General features: G+C 72.5%; 3 protein-coding genes. All 3 read right to left on the bottom strand.

The annotated features are described in order from the left end of the window. Positions 1-2,127: type I polyketide synthase (locus tag ACZ5NH_RS43895; protein ID WP_468783894.1), on the bottom strand; the 2,127-nt coding region annotated here is incomplete at its 3' end. A gap of 24 nt (positions 2,128-2,151) precedes the next feature. Further along, positions 2,152-12,399, bottom strand: coding sequence for a type I polyketide synthase (locus tag ACZ5NH_RS43890; protein ID WP_468783896.1), 10,248 nt, complete (start codon positions 12,397-12,399; stop codon positions 2,152-2,154). Between the two features lie 17 nt (positions 12,400-12,416). After that, a partial coding sequence (locus ACZ5NH_RS43885; RefSeq protein WP_468783892.1) for a type I polyketide synthase occupies positions 12,417-20,865 on the bottom strand: 8,449 nt, incomplete at its 5' end.

The following is a 20,865-nucleotide window of genomic DNA, read 5'->3' as shown; positions in this document are numbered from 1 at the left end:
CGCGATGCTCACGGCGTCCGTCAGGTACGGCGTGACCTCGTCCTCGGTCGCCTGCACCGCCACCATCGCACCACCGGACGGCAGCTCCTGCATCAAACGGCCACGCGCAGCCACCAGCGTGCACGCTTCCTCCAGCGACAGCACACCCGCACAATGCGCCGCCGCGATCTCACCGATCGAGTGACCGGAGACGAAGTCCGGCCTGATGCCCCATGATTCGAGGAGCCGGAACAGCGCCACCTCCACCGCGAACAACGCGGGCTGGGTGTACGCCGTCTGGTCGATCAGTTCCGCATTGTCGCCGAACAGCGCCTCACGCAGGGGAAGTTCGAATCGCGCGAAGACCTCGTCCAGGGTCTCGGCGAACACGGGGTAGGCGTCGTACAGCTCCCGGCCCATCCCCAGCCGCTGACTGCCCTGACCGGTGAACAAGAACGCCGTCTTGCCCGCCACCACCGACCCGGTCACCAGGCCGGCCACCGCGCCGCGTCCCTCGGCCAGAGCCTCAAGCCCCGCCAGCAACCCGTCACGGCCGTCCGCCACGACCACCGCACGCCGCTCCAGAGCAGCACGCGTCGTCGCCAACGAGTACGCCACATCAACCGGTTCAAGACCACTGTCCTCGGCGACACGGTCGAGCAGGCGCCGGGCCTGCGCCCGCAGCGCCTCCTCGGTCCGGCCCGACAGCACCCACGGCACCACCGGCAGTGCCATGGCAGTCACCGGCGTGTCATCGACCGTGGGTGCCTGCTCGATGATCGTGTGCGCGTTGGTGCCGCTCACGCCGAAGGCCGAGACCGCGGCCCGGCGCGGCCGACCGGTCTCCGGCCACTCACGGGCCCCGGTCAGCAGTCGCACCGTACCCGCCGACCAGTCGACGTCCGGCGTCGGCTCGTCCACATGCAACGTCCTCGGCAGCACACCATGGCGGATCGCCATCACCGTCTTGATGATTCCGGCGACACCCGCGGCGTTCTGGGTGTGTCCGATGTTGGACTTCAGCGAGCCCAGCCAGAGCGGCCGGTCCTCGGGACGCTCCTGCCCGTAGGTGGCCAGCAGCGCCTGCGCCTCGATCGGGTCGCCCAGCCGGGTTCCGGTGCCGTGCGCCTCGACCGCGTCGATCTGGTCGGCCGTCAGGCGGGCGTTCTCCAGTGCCTGGCGGATGACACGCTGCTGTGCGGGTCCGTTGGGGGCGGTCAGGCCGTTGCTGGCGCCGTCCTGGTTGACGGCGCTGCCGGCGACGATCGCCAGCACCCGGTGGCCGTTGCGGCGGGCGTCCGACAGCCGCTCGACGAGCAGCACGCCCACGCCCTCGGACCAGCCGGTGCCGTCCGCCGCCGCGGCGAACGACTTGCAGCGACCGTCGGCGGACAGCCCCCGCTGCCGGCTGAACTCCACGAACACATCGGGGGTGGCCAGTACGGTCACGCCGCCGGCGAGCGCCAGGGAGCACTCGTTCTGGCGCAGTGCCTGCACGGCGAGGTGGAGGGCGACGGAGGACGACGAGCAGGCGGTGTCGATGGTGGCCGCCGGTCCTTCCAGGCCGAAGGCGTAGGCGATGCGGCCGGAGACCACGCTGGACGCGGTGCCGGTGAGGAGGTGGCCCTCGACGCCGTCCGGCAGCTCGTACTGGCCGGCGCCGTAGGCCTGGGAGGACGCGCCGATGAACACGCCGGTCCTGCTGCCCCGCGCGGCGGAGGGGTCGATGCCGGCGCTTTCGAACGCCTCCCAGGACGCCTCCAGCAGGATCCGCTGCTGCGGGTCCATCGCCAGCGCCTCGCGCGGCGAGATCCCGAAGAAGTCCGGATCGAACTGGGCGGCGTCGTGCAGGAAGCCGCCCTCGCGCGCGTAGGAGGTGCCTTCGTGCTCGGGGTCGGGGTCGTACAGCGACTCGACGTCCCAGCCGCGATCCGTGGGGAAGCCGGAGACGGCGTCCTGGCCGTCGGCCACCAGGCGCCACAGGTCCTCCGGCGACCGTACCCCTCCGGGGAACCGGCAGCTCATGCCGACGATCGCGATCGGTTCCCGGGATGCCGCGGTGAGCTGCTGGTTCTGTCGACGCAACCGCTCGGTTTCCTTGAGCGAGGCCCGTAGCGCTTCAACGATCTTTTCGTTGGGGGTTGTCATCTTGTACTCCGCACTTCGGGCGCGTCAGGGCTGGTTGCTGTCGAGCGCCATATCGATCAGATGCTGCACGTCCAGCCCGTCGATGTCGTCGGGGGACAACCCCTGATCGCCGTCGTCGGTGGCTGGGGTCGGCTGGGGGTCGGCGAGTTCCAGCAGTGCCTCCAGCAGGCCCGCCTCACGGATGCGGCTGAGCGGGAGGGCCGCGAGCCTCCTGCGCAGCTCGGCCTCCTGCGGGTCGCCGTCCGGCGCGGGGCCGGTGCCGCCGTCGGGCAGCAGCGCGGCCAGCAGGTGCCGGGCGAGCGCGGCGGGGTTCGGGTAGTCGAACACCAGGGTGGCGGGCAGGGAGAGTCCGGTGGCGGTCCTGAGCCGGTCGCGGAGCTCGACGGCGGTCAGGGAGTCGAAACCCAGTTCCTTGAAGGCACGGCCGGCCTCGACGGCGTCGGGCGAATCGTGCCCCAGGGCGAACGCCGCATGTGTGCGTACCAGGTCGAGCAGCAGCGTCGTACGGTCGTTCGTGTCGAGCCCGGCCAGCTGCTCGCGCAGAGCGGGGGCTTCGCCCGCCGGGTCGCGGGGTGTGCCGTCGCCGTCGCCGCGCAGGGCCGCGCGTACCTCCGGCAGGTCCGCGATGAGCGGGCGGGGACGTGCGGCGGTGAAGGCTGGTGCGAAGCGTGTCCAGTCCACGTCGGCGACGGTCACGGTGGCCTCGGGGGCGCCGACGGCCTCCCGCAGTGCCGCCAGGTTGGTCTCCGGTGCCATGGGCGGCAGTCCTCGGCGGCGCAGCTGTTCCTCCGCGTCCCCTTCGGCGGCCATGCCGCCGTCCGCCCAGGGGCCCCAGGCGATGGCGGTCGCCGCCAGTCCGCGCGCCCGGCGCTGCTCGGCGAGCGCGTCGAGGAAGGCGTTGGCAGCGGCGTAGGCGCCCTGTCCACCGCTGCCCCACACGCCGGCGATCGACGAGAACAGCACGAAGGCGTCCAGCGTGTCGTCCTGGAAGAGGGCGTCCAGGTGTACGGCGCCGGTGGTCTTGGCGGCGACCACCTCCGCGAACTCCGGCAGGGCCGTCGCGGTGCCCGGGGGCTGCGACACGCCCGCGGCGTGCACGACCGCCCGCACCGGCGCGCCGTCCGCGGCGAGCTTGCCGACGAGGGCCTGGAGTGCGGACCGGTCGGCCACGTCGCAGGCCGCGATCGTCACCTCGGCACCCAGGCCGGACAGTTCGGCGGTCAGCCGGGTCGCGCCCGGGGCGTCGGCTCCGCGGCGGCTGAGCAGCACCAGCCGGTCGGCGCCGTTGCGGGCCAGCCAGCGGGCGACGTGGGCACCGAGTGCGCCCGTGCCGCCCGTGACCAGCACCGTGCCGCGCGGTGTCCAGGAGCCGGCGGGACCGGTGGTGTCCTGGGGCGCGCGTTCGAGTCGGCGCAGGTAGGTGCCGGAGGGCCGGACCGCCACCTGGTCCTCACCGCCGCCGGCGGTGAGGACGCCGACCAGCCGGTCGGCGGTCCGCTCGTCGATGGTCTCCGGGAGGTCGACCAGTCCGCCCCAGTGCTCGGGCTCCTCCAGCGCCGTCACCCGGCCCAGACCGGCGACCTGGGCCTGGAGGGCGCTGAGCAGCGGGTCGCCGGCGTCCACCGAGACCGCGCCGCGGGTGACGCACCACAGCGGCGCGCCGATGCCGGCCGACGGGAGGGCCTGTGTCACGGCGGCGGTCAGCGCCAGTCCGGCAGGGACTGCGGGGTGCCGGGGATGCGGCTGCTCGTCCAGCGCGAGCAGGGAGAGCACACCGGTGACGGGTGCGGCGTCGGGCACCTCGGCGGCCGCTCGCCGCAGCCGCTCGGCCAGCGCCCCGGCGTCCTCGTCCGGCACGCCGACGGGGACACGCACGATGCCGGCCCCGGCGCGCTCCAGTGCGCTGGTGAGGCTGCCGATCCAGGGGGCGTCGGACGGTGCGGTCGGCACGATGGTCAGCCAGGTCCCGGCCATGCGCGGGGCCGCCGGCTCAGGATGGTCCTGCGTCTCCGACCGCCGCTTCCACACGACGCGGTAGCGACGCTCGGCCACGGTCGAGCGTTCGCGCTGCTGCCGGTGCCACGACGCCAGCGCCGGGAGTACGGCGCGGAGCGGCTGGTCCGCGTCCACGGCCAGTTCGGCGCCGAGTCCGCTCAGGTCTTCGCGTTCGACCGCCGCCCAGAAACGCTCGTCCACGGCGTCCGGCGCGCTGCCGACCGGCGTTCCCACGGCCGCTTCGGGCGCTTCGGACGCTTCGGGCCAGAACCGCCGGCGCTGGAAGGCGTAGGTGGGCAGGTCGACGCGGCGGGCGCCGGTCCCCGCGAAGTACGCCTGCCAGTCGAGGTGTGCGCCGCGCGCGTGGGCGCGGCCCAGTGCGGTGGTCAGCGTCCGGGCCTCCGGCCGTCCCCTGCGCAGGACGGGCAGGCACATCGCGTCGGAGCCGTCGAGGCAGTCCTGGACCAGCGCCGAGAGCACCCCGTCCGGGCCGAGTTCGACGAATGTGGTGACCTGCTGCGCCCGGAGCGCCCGCACGCCGTCCAGGAACCGCACCGCCTCGCGGACATGCCGAACCCAGAACTCCGGTGTGTCCATTTCGCCGGGGCCCACCACGGCTCCGGTGAGACACGAGACGACCGGCGTGGCCGGCGGGCGGTAGACGAGTCCCTCGGCGACCTTCCGGAAGTCGGCCAGCATGCCCTCCATGAGCGGCGAGTGGAACGCGTGGCTGACCGCGAGGCGCTTGGTCTTCACGCCATGTCCGGCGAGAGCGGACGCGATCCGCGACACCTCACTCTCCTCGCCCGCGATGACCACCGAAGTGGGGCCGTTGACGGCCGCGATGCCGACCTGGTCGGTCAGATACGGCGTGACCTGGTCCTCGGTGGCCTGGACGGCCACCATGGCGCCACGGTCGGGCAGTTGCTGCATCAGGCGCGCCCGAGCGGACACCAGAGTGCAGGCGTCCTCCAGGGACAGCACACCCGCGCAGTGCGCCGCGGCCAGCTCGCCGATGGAATGGCCCGCCAGGAAGTCCGGCTGCAGACCCCAGGCCTGCAGCAACCGGAAGAGTGCGACCTCGATCGCGAACAGGGCCGGCTGTGCGTATGCCGTCTGGTCGAGCAGGTCGCCCTGCTCACCGAAGAGTACGTCCTTCAGGGCGGGGTCGAGCCCCTGGCACACCTCGTCGAACGCCTGGGCGAAGACCGGGTAGGTGTCGTGGAGTTCCCGGCCCATGCCCAGGCGCTGGCTGCCCTGACCGGTGAACAGGAACGCCAGTTTGCCCTCCGTCGGCACATCCTGCGCGGTGCCGGCCGGCGGCTCGCCGTCGGCCAGGGCGCGCAGTTGCCGCGCGAGCGCCTCCTCGTGATCGGCATCGACGACCAGTACGGCCCGCTGCTCCAGCGCGGCACGACCCGTCGCCAGGGAATAGGCGACGTCCAGGGGGCGCAGCCCCGGCTGTGCGGCAAGCTGCCCGTGCAGCCGCTCGGCCTGCTCACGCAGTGCCCGCCCGCTGCCGGCCGACAGCGCGAAGGGCAGCACCGGCAACACCGCACCCGGAACCGCCCCGGCCTCCGCCTCCACCTCGGGCGCCTGCTCGATGATGGTGTGGGCGTTGGTGCCGCTGATACCGAAGGACGACACACCCGCCCGGCGGGGACGGCCGGTCTCCGGCCACTCCCGCGCCTCCGTCAGCAGCGACACCTCGCCCGCCGCCCAGTCCACATGCGGCGTCGGCTCATCGACGTGCAGGGTCCGCGGCAGCACACCGTGCCGCATCGCCATCACCATCTTGATGATCCCGGCGACACCGGCAGCCGCCTGCGTGTGACCGATGTTCGACTTCACCGACCCCAGCCACAACGGCCGGTCCTCGCCACGCTCCTGCCCGTAGGTGGCCAGCAGCGCCTGCGCCTCGATCGGGTCACCGAGCGTCGTACCCGTGCCGTGCGCCTCCACCGCATCCACGTCCGACGCCGACAGACCCGCCGAGGCCAGCGCCTGACGGATCACCCGCTGCTGCGAAGGACCGTTCGGCGCCGTCAGACCATTGCTCGCACCATCCTGGTTCACCGCCGAGCCACGGACCACCGCCAGCACCGGGTGACCGTTCTTCCGGGCATCCGACAGCCGCTCCACCAGCAGCATGCCCACACCCTCACCCCAGCCCGTACCGTCCGCACCCGCCGCGAACGCCTTGCAGCGGCCGTCGGCCGACAGGCCACCCTGACGGCTGAACTCGGTGAACGTGCCGGGCGTCGACATCACGGTGACGCCGCCGGCCAGGGCGAGCGCGCACTCGCCGTTGCGCAGGGCCTGGATCGCCCAGTGCAGGGCGACCAGCGAGGAGGAGCACGCCGTGTCCACCGTCACCGCGGGGCCTTCGAGGCCGAGGACGTAGGCGACCCGGCCGGATATGACGCTGCTCGCATTGCCGGTCATCACGTGACCGGCGACGGTGTCCGCCATGTCGTCGAGTCCGGTGTCGTAACCGCTGTACGCGGCGCCGACGAACACTCCGGTGCGGGAGCCCCGCAGCGCGCCCGGGTCGATCCCGGCGCGTTCGAAGGCCTCCCAGGAGGTCTCGAGGAGCAGCCGCTGCTGCGGGTCCATCGCCAGTGCCTCGCGCGGGCTGATGCCGAAGAACGCCGCGTCGAACCGGTCCGCGTCGTGCAGGAAGCCGCCCGCCCGGGCGGGGCCGCCGTCCGGCGCGTACGAAGCCGCGCCCGCGTCCCAGCCGCGGTCGACGGGGAAGCCGGAGATGGCGTCGCTCCCCGACTCCAGCAGCTGCCAGAGCTCTTCGGGCGAGGCCACGCCACCGGGGTAGCGACAGCTCATGGCCACGACAGCGATGGGATCGTCGCCACCGGCACGGCCCGCGAGCGGTACGGCTTCGACGGCGGCGCCGGTCGCGTTCCCGGTGCCGAGGAGCGTGTCGGCCAGATGGCGGGCGAGCGCCGAGGCGTTGGGGTAGTCGAAGACGAGCGTGGTCGGCAGCCGCAGTCCGGTCGCCGTGTTCAGCCGGTTGCGCAGGTCCACGCCGGTGAGGGAGTCGAAGCCCACGTCCTTGAACGCCCGTGCCGGCTCCACCGACTCCGGTCCGGAGTGGCCCAGCACGGCCGCCACATGGGTGCGCACGAGCTCCAGCAGAGTCCGCTCCTGGTCGGCGGGGAGCAGTCCGCGCAGCCGGACGGCCAGCGTCGAGCCGCCGTCGGCCGCCGTCCCGGCACCACGCCGCCGAGGGGCGCGGATCAGCGTACGGAACACCGGGGGGACCGATCCGGTGCCGGCCGCTGCGTCGCGTATCGCCGCGAGGTCCAGGCGGGCGGGGAGGAGAACGGATCGCTCACTGCGCAGGGCCCTGTCGAACAGGGCCATGCCCTCCGCCGAGGAGAGCGCGCCCATGCCGGCCCGTGCCATGCGCCGCAGGTCGGCCTCGTCCAGACCGCCGGTGATTCCGCTGGCCTCGGCCCACAGGCCCCAGGCCAGCGAGATCGCCGTCTGGCCCTGGGCGCTCCGGTGCCGGGCCAGCGCGTCGAGGTACGCGTTGGCCGCGGCGTAGTTGGCCTGTCCGGGGCTGCCGAGGACTCCGGCGGCCGCCGAGAACAGCACGAATGCCGACAGGTCCAGGTCGCGGGTGAGGTCGTGCAGGTGCCAGGCGGCGTCCACCTTGGGCCGCAGCACTCGCTCGAGGCGATCGGGCGTCAGCGACGGGAGCACGCCGTCGTCGAGCACGCCCGCGGTGTGCACCACGGCGGTCAACGGGTGCTCGACGGGTACGGAGGCCAGCAGGGCGGCCAGCGCCTCACGGTCGGCCGCGTCGCAGGCGGCCACGTTCACCTCGGCACCCAACTCGGCCAGCTCGGCGGCCAGTTCCTCGGCGCCGTCGGCAGCGAGCCCCCGGCGGCCGGCCAGCAGCAGATGCCGTACACCGTGTTCCGTCACCAGGTGCCGGGCGCACAGCGCACCGAGCGTGCCGGTTCCGCCCGTCACCAGCACCGTGCCCCGCGGGTCGATCGGGCGGGGCTGCCGCTCCGCTCCGGCCGCCACACGGATCAGCCGCGGGGCGAGCGGTCTGCCGCCGCGCACGGCCAGTTCCGGCTCCGTGCACATCAGCGCCTCGGCGGGCACGGTGCCCGCGGGGTCCTCGGCGTCCAGGTCGACCAGGAGGAACCGTCCGGGGTTCTCGGTCTCCGCGGAGCGCACCAGGCCCCAGACGCAGGCACCGGCCAGGTCGGTGACGTCCTCGTCGGCCGTGGCCACGGCGCCGCGCGTGACGAAGGCCAGGCGCGAGCCGGCGAAGCGTTCGTCCGCCAGCCACGCCTGGGCCAGGGCGAGCGCCCACTGGGCCGCGGCGTGCGCGGCATGCGGGGCTTGTGCCGCCCGCGTGGTGTGCTCCGCATGCGGCTGCGGATCGCCGGATGCCGGGGGCGGGCAGGACACGAGGATCACGTCCGGGACGGTCATGCCTGCGTCGGCGGCCGCGGCGAGCGCGGCCAGGTCGTCGTACCGCTCCATGGCCGGGTCGGCCGTTTCGAGCGGGTGTGCCGCGATCAGCGCGGTGGAGACCGGCTCGGCGTCGGGGGCGACGGCCTCGGACCAGACCGGCTCGAACAGGGGCGCCAGACCGGTGGCACGCGCGCCGTCGGCCGGGACGGTTTCCGCCGCCGGACGCAGGGTGAGGCGGTCGACGCGGGCCACCGGCGCACCGGTGGCATCGGCCGCCTCCAGCAGGAAGGTGCCGCTCGCTGCGGGTGTGAGCCGCATCCGCACCTCCGTGGCGCCCACCGCGTACAGCGCGACGTCGTGCCAGACCGCCGGTACGAGCGGGGCGCCGGAGCCGCACGCCGTGGCGAGGTGCGCGGCTGCCTCCAGCAGCGCGGGGTGCAGGGCGAAGCCGCTCGTGTCCGCGCCCTCGGGAAGCCGCACGTCGGCGCAGAGCTCGTCCCCGCGCCGCCAGACGGCACGCACCCCTTGGTACAGCGGTCCGCACTCGAGGCCGGCCGCCTCGTAATCCTCGTACAGAGCGCCGACTTCGACGCCCTGTGCATCGGGCGGCGGCCATTCCGTCAGCGTGAACGCCGGCCCCGGCGCCGCCGTGTCGAGTACGCCGGTGGCATGGCGCCGCCACGGTACGTCCCTGTCCCCGTCGAGCCGTCCGGCGTGCGAGGAGACGGTGAAAGTCCGCCGTCCGCCCTCACCGGCGGAGTCCACCACGACCTGGACCCGCACCGCACCCTGCGCCGGCACGATCAGCGGTTCGTGGAGCGTCAGCTCCACCAGGTGGTCGCAACCAACCTGGTCGCCTGCGTGGAGGGCCAGTTCGACGTACGCCGCACCGGGCAGCACGGCGTTCCCGGCGAGCCTGTACTGGTTCAGCGAAGGATGGGTCTGCGGGGACAACCGGCCGGTGAACACATACGCGTCGGCACCGGCCACGGGTACCGCGGCGCTCAGCAGCGCGTGACCGGCCTTCTCCAGACCGGCGGCGGTCACGTCACCGGCTCGGGAACCGGGTGCCAGCCAGTAGTGCCGGCGCTGGAACGCATACGTCGGCAGCTCCACCCGCCCTGCGCCGGTACCCGCGAAATGGGCCTCCCAGTCGATGCCGACGCCACGCACCTGCGCCTGCGCGAGGGCGGTGGTCAGGGCCTCGGGTTCGGGACGGTTCGCCCGGAGGGTCGGCACGAAGGCGTGGTCACCGTCGCCGGTAACGCAGTCCTGGGCCATCGCAGACAGGACGCCGTCGGGGCCGAGCTCGACGAAGGTGGTGACGTTCTGGGCTTCGAGCGTGCGGATGCCGTCACTGAAACGGACCGCCTCACGGACATGGCGGACCCAGAAGCCGGGGGCGGTGATCTCGTCCGCGGTTGCGAGGGTGCCGGTGAGGTTGGAGACGACCGGGATGCGCGGGGCCTCGTACGACAGACCCTCGGCAACCCGTCGGAAAGCCTCCAGCATGCCGTCCATGTGCGGCGAGTGGAAGGCGTGACTGACCGTCAGACGCTTCGACTTGCGGCCCTGCTCCTCGAAGCGGGCGGCGATCTGCAGTACGGCGTCCTCGTCACCGGCCACGACCACGGAGGTGGGGCCGTTGACGGCCGCGATGCTCACGGCGTCGGTCAGGTACGGGGTGACCTCGTCCTCGGTCGCCTGCACCGCCACCATCGCACCACCGGACGGCAGCTCCTGCATCAAACGGCCACGCGCCGCGACCAGCGTGCACGCGTCCTCCAGCGACAGCACACCCGCACAATGCGCCGCCGCGATCTCACCGATCGAGTGACCGGAGACGAAGTCCGGCCTGATACCCCACGATTCAAGGAGCCGGAACAGCGCCACCTCCACCGCGAACAGGGCAGGCTGTGTAAACGCCGTCTGGTTGAGCAGCTGAGCGTCATCGCCGAACACCGCTTCCCGCAGGGGAAGTTCGAACCTGGCGAAGACCTCGTCCAGCGCCTCGGCGAACACGGGATACGCCTCGTAGAGTTCCCGCCCCATGCCCAGCCGCTGACTGCCCTGCCCGGTGAACAAGAACGCCGACTTGCCCGCCACCACCGACCCGGTCACCAGGCCGGCCGCCGCACCGCGCCCCTCGGCCAGCGCCCCAAGCCCCGCCAGCAGACCGTCACGGCCACCCGCCACGACCACCGCACGCCGCTCCAGAGCAGCCCGCGTCGTCGCCAACGAGTACGCCACATCAACCGGTTCAAGACCACTGTCCTCGGCGACACGGTCGAGCAGGCGCCGGGCCTGCGCCCGCAGCGCCTCCTCGGTCCGGCCCGACAACACCCACGGCACCACCGGCAGTGCCATGGCAGTCACCGGTGTGTCATCGTCCGTGGGTGCCTGCTCGATGATCGTGTGCGCGTTGGTGCCGCTCACGCCGAAGGCCGAGACCGCGGCCCGGCGCGGCCGACCGGTCTCCGGCCACTCACGGGCCCCGGTCAGCAGTCGCACCGTACCCGCCGACCAGTCGACGTCCGGCGTCGGCTCGTCCACATGCAACGTCCTCGGCAGCACACCGTGGCGGATCGCCATCACCATCTTGATGACGCCGCCCACGCCGGCCGCCGCCTGGGTGTGTCCGATGTTGGACTTCAGCGAGCCCAGCCAGAGCGGCCGGTCCTCGGGACGCTCCTGCCCGTAGGTGGCCAGCAGCGCCTGCGCCTCGATCGGGTCGCCCAGCCGGGTTCCGGTGCCATGCGCCTCCACCGCGTCGACTTCGCCGGCCGACAGTTGCGCGCCGGCCAGCGCCTGCCGGATGACTCGCTGCTGCGAGGGACCGTTGGGGGCGGTCAGGCCGTTGCTGGCGCCGTCCTGGTTGACGGCGCTGCCCCGCACCACGGCCAGTACCTCGTGCCCGTTCTTCCGGGCGTCGGACAGCCGCTCGACGAGCAGCACGCCCACGCCCTCGGACCAGCCGGTCCCGTCCGCCGCCGCGGCGAACGACTTGCAGCGGCCGTCGGCGGACAGCCCCCGCTGCCGGCTGAACTCCACGAACACATCGGGCGACGGCATCACCGTCACGCCGCCGACCAGCGCCAGCGAGCACTCGCGCTGCCGCAGCGCCTGAGTGGCCCAGTGCAGGGCGACCAGCGAGGAGGAACAGGCGGTGTCGATGGTGGCCGCCGGTCCCTCCAGGCCGAAGACGTAGGCGACGCGGCCGGAGAGCACGCTGGTGGCGCCGCCGGTCAGCATGAGTCCTTCGAGGTCTTCGGGCGTCTCCTTCAGGTCGGCGCCGTAGCCCATCGATCCGGCGCCGACGAAGACGCCCGTACGGCTGCCCCGCAGTGACACGGGATCGATTCCGGCGCTCTCGAACACCTCCCAGGACGCCTCCAGCAGGATCCGCTGCTGCGGGTCCATCGCCAGCGCCTCACGCGGCGAGATCCCGAAGAACTCGGCGTCGAATTCGGCTGCGCCGTCCAGGAAACCGCCGCCGGTGTTGTAGAAGGTGCCTTTGCGGTCCGGATCCGGATCGGCCATCGCGTCGACGTCCCAGCCCCGGTCGACAGGGAATCCGGAAACGGCGTCCCCGCCGTCGGCCACCAGGCGCCACAGGTCCTCGGGCGACCCCACGCCGCCCGGGAAACGGCAGCTCATGCCGACGATGGCAATGGGTTCCCGGGCGTCCGTCTCCACCTCGTCGAGGCGGCGCCGGGCCCGGCGCAGTTCAGCGGTCACCCATTTCAGATTGTCGAGAAGCTTTTCTTCATTTGCGGTAGCCACCGAAACGTCACCCCCTGGGAAGAGCCGGAAACGGCACGGAATTGTGTGCGCTCATCACGTCAGGAGCGTCCGAATTCGTTGTTGATGATGTCGAAGATGTCGTCGACCGACGCCGATTCCAGGTCGTTGCCGTCGTCCTCACCGGCGGTCGCGCTGTCGGTCTCGTTCCACTTGCGCAGCAGTTTCTCCAGGCGAGAGGTGACGCTCGCGCGTTCCGCGCCGTCCGCCGCGACGGACGACAGGATGAACTCCAGTCGGTCGATCTCGGCGAGTGCGGGGAGCGCCGGTGCGCTCTGCTCGCCGAGGAGTTCGGCTCGCAGGTGTCCGGCGAGAGCGGCCGGCGTCGGGTAGTCGAAGACCAGGCTCGCGGGCAGCCTCAGCCCGCTCGCGGTCCCGAGCCGGTTGCGCAGCTCGACGGCGGTGAGCGAGTCGAAGCCGAGCTCCTTGAAGGCGCGCCCGGCCTCCACGGCGGTGGTGCCGTTGTGCCCCAGCACCGCTGCGACGTGCGTGCGTACCAGGTCCAGCAGCATGTCCTCCGCCTCGGCGCCGGACAGCGCGGACAGCCGCTGCCGCAGCGCCTCGGCGTCCTGCGCCGTGCCGTCGCCCCCTCGTTCGGCCCCGGTGCCGGTGTCCGCCTCGGCGAGCACGCGCCGTACCTCGGGCAGGTCGGCGATGAGGGGACGCGGCCGTGCGGCGGTGAACGCGGGTACGAAACGCTCCCAGTCGACGTCGGCGACCGTCACGGTCGTCTCGGCACGGTCCAACGCTCCCTGCAGAGCGCTGATCGACCGATGTACCGGCAGCACCGGCAGCCCACGGCGGCGCAGTTGCTCGGCGGCCTCGTCGTCGGCCACCAGGCCGCCGTCGGCCCAGGGTCCCCAGGCGATGGCGGTCGCCGCCAGCCCGCGGGCCCTGCGCTGCTCGGCGAGCGCGTCGAGGAAGGCGTTGGCCGCCGCATAGGCGCTCTGGCCTCCGCTGCCCCACACTCCGGCGATCGACGAGAACAGCACGAAAGCGTCCAGTGGCGCGTCGGCGAACAGCGCGTCGAGGTGCGCCGCACCCGTTACCTTGGCGGCCATCACCTCGGCGATGTCGCCGGGACCGGTCCGGGCGAGCGGCGCGTACTGGCCGGCACCTGCGGTGTGCACAACCGCGGTCACGCGGGGCACACCGGCCAGCAGCCCTTCGAGCGCGTCCCGGTCGGTGACGTCGCACGCGGCGACCGTCACCTGGACGCCCATCCCGGTCAACTCGGCGGTCAGCGCCTCGGCTCCGGGTGCCTCGGGGCCGCGTCGGCTGGTGAGCACCAGGTGCTCGGCGCCGTTGCCGGCGAGCCACCGGGCCACGTGGGCACCGAGCGCCCCCGTGCCTCCGGTCACCAGGACCGTGCCCCGAGGCTTCCACGCGCCGGCGGGGGGGACCTGTGTGTCCTTCTCCGACGCGTGGACCAGGCGTCGTACCAGAACTCCCGGTGTCCGCACCGCGAGCTGGTCCTCGTCGCCGGCTCCGGCCAGGACGGCGACCAGGCGCGCGGCGGCACGCCCGTCGAGGGTCTCGGGCAGGTCGACCAGACCGCCCCACCGCTCGGGGTGTTCCAGTGCCACCACCCGGCCCAGCCCCCACACCTGCGCCTGTGCGGCGCTGCGCGGCCGGTCCGACGGCGCGGTGCCCACCGCTCCCTCGGTGACACACCACAGCGGGGCGTCGACGCCGGCCTGCCCGAGCGCCCGGACCAGGTCTCCGGTGCGCAGCACCCCCCGGGAGACCGCCGTGTACCGCGGATGCGACCGCTCGTCCAGCGCCAGCAGCGAGAGGACACCCTGTGGCGTCTCGCCGCCCAGCTCGGCGTGCAGGCGCTCGGCGAGGAGGGCGGGCTCCGTGCGGGTGTCGACGCCGGTGCCGGTGTCCGTGTCCGTACCGGTGTCCGTGTCCGTGAGCGTGATCTGGCGTACGGTGGCGCCCGCTGTGCGCAGCGCGTCGACGACCTCGCGCACGCGGGCGTCGTCCGCCTCGGTGGCGGGTACCACGGTCAGCCAGGTGCCCGTCATCCGCGCCGCGTCCGGCTCGGCCAGCGGCTTCCAGACCACCCGGTAGCGCCAGCCGTCCACCGTGGACTGCTCCTGCCGCTGCCGGCGCCACGCCGACAGTGCGGGCAGTACATCGCTCAGCGGCTGGTCCGCGTTGATCGCCAACTCGGCGGTGAGCGCGGTCAGGTCCGCATTGTCGACGGCCTCCCAGAAGCGGGACTCGGCCGAGTGGTCCGGGGCATCGCCGCCCGGCTCCGCCACGGCGTCCACGGCGTCGTCGAGCCAGTAACGCTCCCGCTGGAAGGGGTAGGTGGGCAGGTCGACGCGGCGGGCGCCGGTGCCGGTGTAGTAGGCCCGCCAGTCGACGGCGATGCCCCGGGTGTGCGCCGCGGCGAGCGCCGTGGCGAGCGTGTCGGCCTCCTGGCGGCCCGCACGGAGCGCGGGAAGGAAGGCATGGTCGTCGCCGGTGACGCACTCCTGCGCCATCGCGGACAGGATCCCGTCCGGTCCGAGCTCGATGAACGTGGTCACGTCCTGTGCTTCGAGGGCACGGATGCCGTCGTGGAAGCGCACGGCCTCGCGGACGTGGCGCACCCAGAAGTCGGGGCTGGTGATCTCCTCGGCGGTCGCCACGGCGCCGGTGAGGTTGGAGACGACCGGGATGCGCGGGGCCTCGTACGACAGCCCCTCCACGACCTTGCGGAAGTCGGCCAGCATGCCGTCCATGTGCGGGGAGTGGAAGGCGTGGCTGACCGTCAGGCGACGGGTCTTGCGCCCCTGCTCCCCGAAGTGGGCGGCGATCTCCAGTACGGCGTCCTCGTCACCGGCCACGACCACGGAGGTGGGGCCGTTGACGGCCGCGATGCTCACGGCGTCGGTCAGGAACGGCGCCACCTCGTCCTCGGCAGCCTGGACGGCCACCATCGCACCACCGGCGGGCAGCTCCTGCATCAGCCGGCCACGGGCCGCGACCAGCGTGCACGCGTCGGCCAGTGACAGCACGCCCGCACAGTGCGCCGCCGCGATCTCACCGATCGAATGACCGGAGACGAAGTCCGGCCTGATGCCCCACGACTCCAGCAGCCGGAACAGCGCCACCTCCACCGCGAACAACGCGGGCTGCGTGTACGCCGTCCGGCCGAGCAGTTCCTCGTCCCCGCCGAACATCACCTCACGCAGCGGACGCTCGAGGTGGGCATCCAGGTGGGCGCACACCGCGTCCAGGGCGTCCGCGAACGTGGGGTGGGCGTCGTAGAGCTCCCGGCCCATCCCCGGCCGTTGACTGCCCTGACCGGTGAACAGCAGCGCCGTGCGGCCGTCGCCTGCCGCGCCCCGGACCACCTGCGGGCACGGCTCGCCCGCCGCCAGCGCGGCGAGCCCCTCCAGCAGGACCTCCCGGTCACCGCCGACGACGGCGGCGCGCAGTTCCAGAGCCGCCCGTGACGTCGCCAGCGAATAGGCGACATCGACCGGACGTGTCTCCGCGCCCGAAGCGAGCCGTACCCGCACACGCTCGGCCTGCGCCCGCAGCGCGGCCTCGGACTTGGCGGACAGCACCCAGGTCTGGACGGCAGGCGGTGTCGCCGGTGCCGTCGCCTCGGTGGTGTGGTCGGCGGGTGCCTCTTCGAGGATGGTGTGGGCGTTGGTGCCGCTGAAACCGAAGGACGACACACCCACCCGGCGGGGACGGCCGGTCTCCGGCCACTCCCGCGCCTCGGTCAGCAACTCCACCGCGCCCGCCGACCAGCCCACGTGCGGCGTCGGCTCGTCGACGTGCAGGGTCTGCGGCAGCACGCCGTGCCGCATCGACAGAACCATCTTGATGACGCCCGCGACGCCGGCAGCCGCCTGCGTGTGACCGATGTTCGACTTGATCGAGCCGAGCAACAGCGGTCGGCCCTCGCCCCGCTCCTGCCCGTAGGTGGCGATCAGCGCCTGCGCCTCGATCGGGTCACCGAGCGTGGTGCCGGTGCCGTGCGCCTCCACCGCGTCGACGTCCGACGCCGACAGACCCGCTGAGGCCAGTGCCTGACGGATGACGCGCTGCTGCGACGGACCGTTCGGCGCCGTCAGACCATTGCTCGCACCATCCTGGTTGACCGCCGAGCCGCGGACCACCGCCAGCACCGGGTGCCCGTTACGGCGGGCATCCGAGAGCCGCTCCACCAGGAGCATGCCCACGCCCTCACCCCAGCCCGTGCCGTCCGCACCTGCCGCAAAGGCCTTCACCCGGCCGTCGGCCGCAAGACCACGCTGCCGGCTGAACTCGATGAACGCGCCCGGCGAGGACATCACCGTCACACCACCGGCCAACGCGAGATCGCACTCGCCGTTGCGCAGCGCCTGCGCGGCCAGATGCAGGGCGACCAGCGAGGACGAGCAGGCCGTGTCCACCGTCATCGCGGGGCCTTCGAGCCCGAAGACGTAGGCGAGCCGTCCGGAGACCACACTCGCCGCGTTGCCCGTGCCCAGGTAACCCTCGATGCCGTCCGGCAGGGTCTGCGCGAACGAGTCGTAGTCCTGGCCGTTGGTGCCCACGAACACACCGGCCTGGCTGCCACGGGCGGTCGCCGGGTCGATCCCGGCCCGTTCGAACACCTCCCAAGTGGTCTCCAGCAGCAACCGCTGCTGCGGGTCCATGGCGAGCGCCTCACGCGGCGAGATCCCGAAGAACGCCGGATCGAACTCGGCGACGTCGTAGAGGAATCCGCCCTCGCGTGTGTAGCACGTGCCCTGCTGGTCCGGGTCGGGGCTGTAGAGGCGCTCGAGGTCCCAGCCGCGGTCGTGCGGGAACTCGGCGATCGCGTCCCCGCCGGTGGCCAGCAACTGCCACAGGTCCTCCGGCGACCGCACGCCGCCGGGGAATCGGCAGGTCATCGCGACGATGGCGATCGGATCGTCCGCCACCTCGGCTGCCCGGGACACCGGGCCGTCGACCGCCGCCCCGGTTCCCAGCAGTTCGGTCCGGAGGTGGTCGGCCAGCGCGGACGCCGTCGGATGGTCGAAGACGAGCGTGGCGGGCAGGTCGACACCGGTCGCCGCGCCGAGCCGATTGCGCAGCTCCACCGCGGTCAGCGAGTCGAATCCGAGCTCCTTGAAGGCCCGTTCCGCTCCGATCGCCGCGGAACCGTTGTGCCCGAGCACTCCGGCCACATGGGTGCGGACCAGGTCGAGGACCGTGCGCTCCTGCTCGGCGCGGGACATTGCGGCGAGCCGTTCCGCGAGCGAAGCTCCCGCACGGCTTCCGGCACCGCCTGCGGCGAGGCCGTCCGCATGGTCGAGGACCCTGCGCACTTCCGGCAGATCTCCGATGAACGGACTGGGCCGCACCGCCACCAGTCCGGGCGTCAGCCGGTCCCAGTCGAAGTCGGCCACGGTCAGCACGGCCTCGCCGGAGTCGACGGCCTGGCGCAGCGCGCGGATGGCCGGGTCGACGGCCATCGGCGGTACGCCACCGCGGCGCATCCGCTCTGCCATGTCGTCGTCGGCGGCCATGCCCGCGGCCCAGGCGCCCCAGGCGATGGAGGTGGCGGGAAGGCCGTCCGTCCGGCGCTGCTGAGCGAGCGCGTCCAAGTAGGCGTTCGCGGCGGCGTAGTTGGCCTGTCCGCTGCTGCCCAGAGTGCCGCTGATCGACGAGAAGAGCACGAACGCCGACAGGTCCAGATCACGGGTGAGCTCGTGCAGATGGCGTGCCGAGTCGGCCTTGGCCTGCCACACGCGCTCGAACCGCTGCGGGGTCAGCGCGTCCAGGACACCGTCGTCGAGCACACCCGCGGTGTGGATCACAGCCGTCAGTTCGGAGCGCAGCGGCTCCAGCAGCCGCGCCAGCGCCTCACGATCGGCCACATCACAAGCGGCGATCGTCACCCGGGCACCCGAAGAGACGAGCTCCGCCTCCAGCTCGGCCGCCCCCGGCGCCTCCGCACCCCGCCGGCTGGTCAGGACGAGGTGGCCGGCTCCGTTGCGTGCCAGCCAGCGGGCGACCTCGGCGCCGAGCGCGCCCGTGCCGCCGGTGACCAGCACGGCGCCCTCCGGGGTCCATGCGCCGTCCTCCGGAACGACCTCGCCCTGCACCGGACGCTCCAGCCGACGCGCGAAGATCCCCGACCCACGCACCGCGACCTGGTCCTCGCCTCCCAGACCGGCCAGCACATCCGCCAACCGACCCAGAGCACGCTCATCCACCACACCCCGCGGCAGATCCACCAGACCGCCCCAGCGCGCAGGAACCTCCAACGCCACCACCCGGCCCAGACCCCACACACCGGCCTGCACCGCACTGCCCAACCGATCCGAACGACCCGTCGACACAGCACCCTGCGTCACACACCACAACGGCGCATGAATGCCCGCATCACCCAATGCCTGTACCAGTACCGCAGAAGCCACGACACCAGCGGCCTCGTCCAACGCCAGCAAAGACAGCACTCCGGAAGCACCAGCCTCTGCGGGCACCGCCGACCGCAGTACCTCGGCAACCTCATGCCGCTCCAGCCCCGCCGACAGCGTCACGGTGCACACATCCACACCCCGGGAGGACAGCACCGCCGCAACGGCCCCGGCCAGACCGGCGTCCACACCCTCGGCCGGTACGACCACCAGCCAACGGCCGGACACCGCCCCGGCCGCACGCCCGGTCACCGGCTTCCACACCACCCGGTAACGCCAGCCGTCCACCACCGACCGCTCACGCACCTGCCGACGCCACGCCGACAACGCCGGCAGGACGGCTTCCAGGGCTTCGCCGTCGGCCGCAGGCATGTCGAGAGCCTCGGCAAGTGATGCGAGATCCTCGCGCTCCACCGCTTCCCAGAAGCGCGCGTCCACCGAGTCGGCTTCGGCCGCATTCCGGCCGGCAACGGGAACAGCGGGGATCTCCAGCCAGTAACGCTCCCGCTGGAAGGCGTAGGTGGGCAGGTCGGCCCGACGTGCACCGGTACCCGTGAAGTGCTTCCGCCAGTCGATCTCGACGCCTCGGACGTGGGCTTGGGCCAGGGCCGTGGTGAGGCTCGTCGCCTCGGGACGGTTCCTGCGCAGCACGGGGATGAACGCGTGGCCGTCCCCGGTGACGCAGTCCTGCGCCATCGCCGAGAGCACACCGTCCGGGCCGAGCTCGATGAACGTGGTGACGTTCTGGGCTTCGAGCGTGCGGATGCCGTCGTGGAAACGGACCGCCTCACGCACATGGCGGACCCAGAAGCCGGGGCTGGTGAGCTCGTCCGGGGTCGCGAGGGTGCCGGTGAGGTTGGAGACGACCGGGATGCGCGGGGCCTCGTACGACAAGCCCTCGGCAACCGCGCGGAAGGCCTCCAGCATCGGGTCCATGTGCGGCGAGTGGAACGCATGACTGACCGTCAGACGACGGGTCTTTCGGCCCTGCTCCTCGAAGCGGGCCGCGATTCCCAGTACGACGTCCTCGTCACCGGCCACGACCACGGAGGCCGGGCCGTTGACGGCCGCGATGCTCACGGCGTCGGTCAGGTACGGGATGACCTCGTCCTCGGCGGCCTGGACGGCCACCATCGCACCACCGGCGGGCAGCTCCTGCATCAGCCGACCACGCGCCGCCACCAGCGTGCACGCGTCCTCCAGCGACAACACACCCGCACAATGCGCCGCCGCGATCTCACCGATCGAATGACCGGAGACGAAGTCCGGGCGCACACCCCACGACTCCAGCAGCCGGAACAGCGCCACCTCCACCGCGAACAACGCAGGCTGCGTGAACGCCGTCCGGTCGATCAGCCCGGCATCATCTCCGAACAGGGCGTCAGCCAGCGGAAGCTGGAAGTGCCCGCAGATCTCGTCCAGTGACCGAGCGAAGGCCGGATAGGCCTCGTACAGCTCCCGGCCCATACCCAGCCGCTGGCTGCCCTGGCCGGTGAACAGGAAGCCGAGCTTCCCGGCGGTCGTGGAGCCCTTGACCACTCCGGCGGGCGATTCCCCGCTCGCCAGAGCGCCCAGCTGCTGCAGGAACTCCTCGCGGTCACCGGCGACCAGCACCGCCCGTTCCTCGAAGGCGGCTCGACCGATCGCCAGCGAATAGCCGACATCGGTGAGCCGTATGCCGGAGTGGTCCTCCACATAATTGCGCAGCCGCTCCGCCTGGGCGTGCAGTGCTTCGGCGCTCTTGGCGGACAGCACCCAAGGCACGACACTCGGAGTCTTCGGAGCGCTGTCACCGCCCTCGACCTGTACCGGCTCGTCATCGAAAGCCGGTGCCTGTTCGATGATGGTGTGGGCGTTGGTGCCGCTGATACCGAACGAGGAGACGCCCGCCCGGCGAGGGCGGCCGGTCTGCGGCCACTCCCGCGCCTCGGTCAGCAACTCCACCGCGCCCGCCGACCATTCGACGTGCGGCGTCGGCTCGTCGACGTGCAGCGTCTGCGGCAGCACACCGTGCCGCATCGCCATCACCATCTTGATCACACCGGCCACACCGGCCGCGGCCTGCGTGTGACCGATGTTCGACTTGATCGAG

Source organism: Streptomyces sp. NPDC031426, from assembly GCF_055581585.1.
This window is presented reverse-complemented; position numbering and strand designations above follow the sequence as displayed.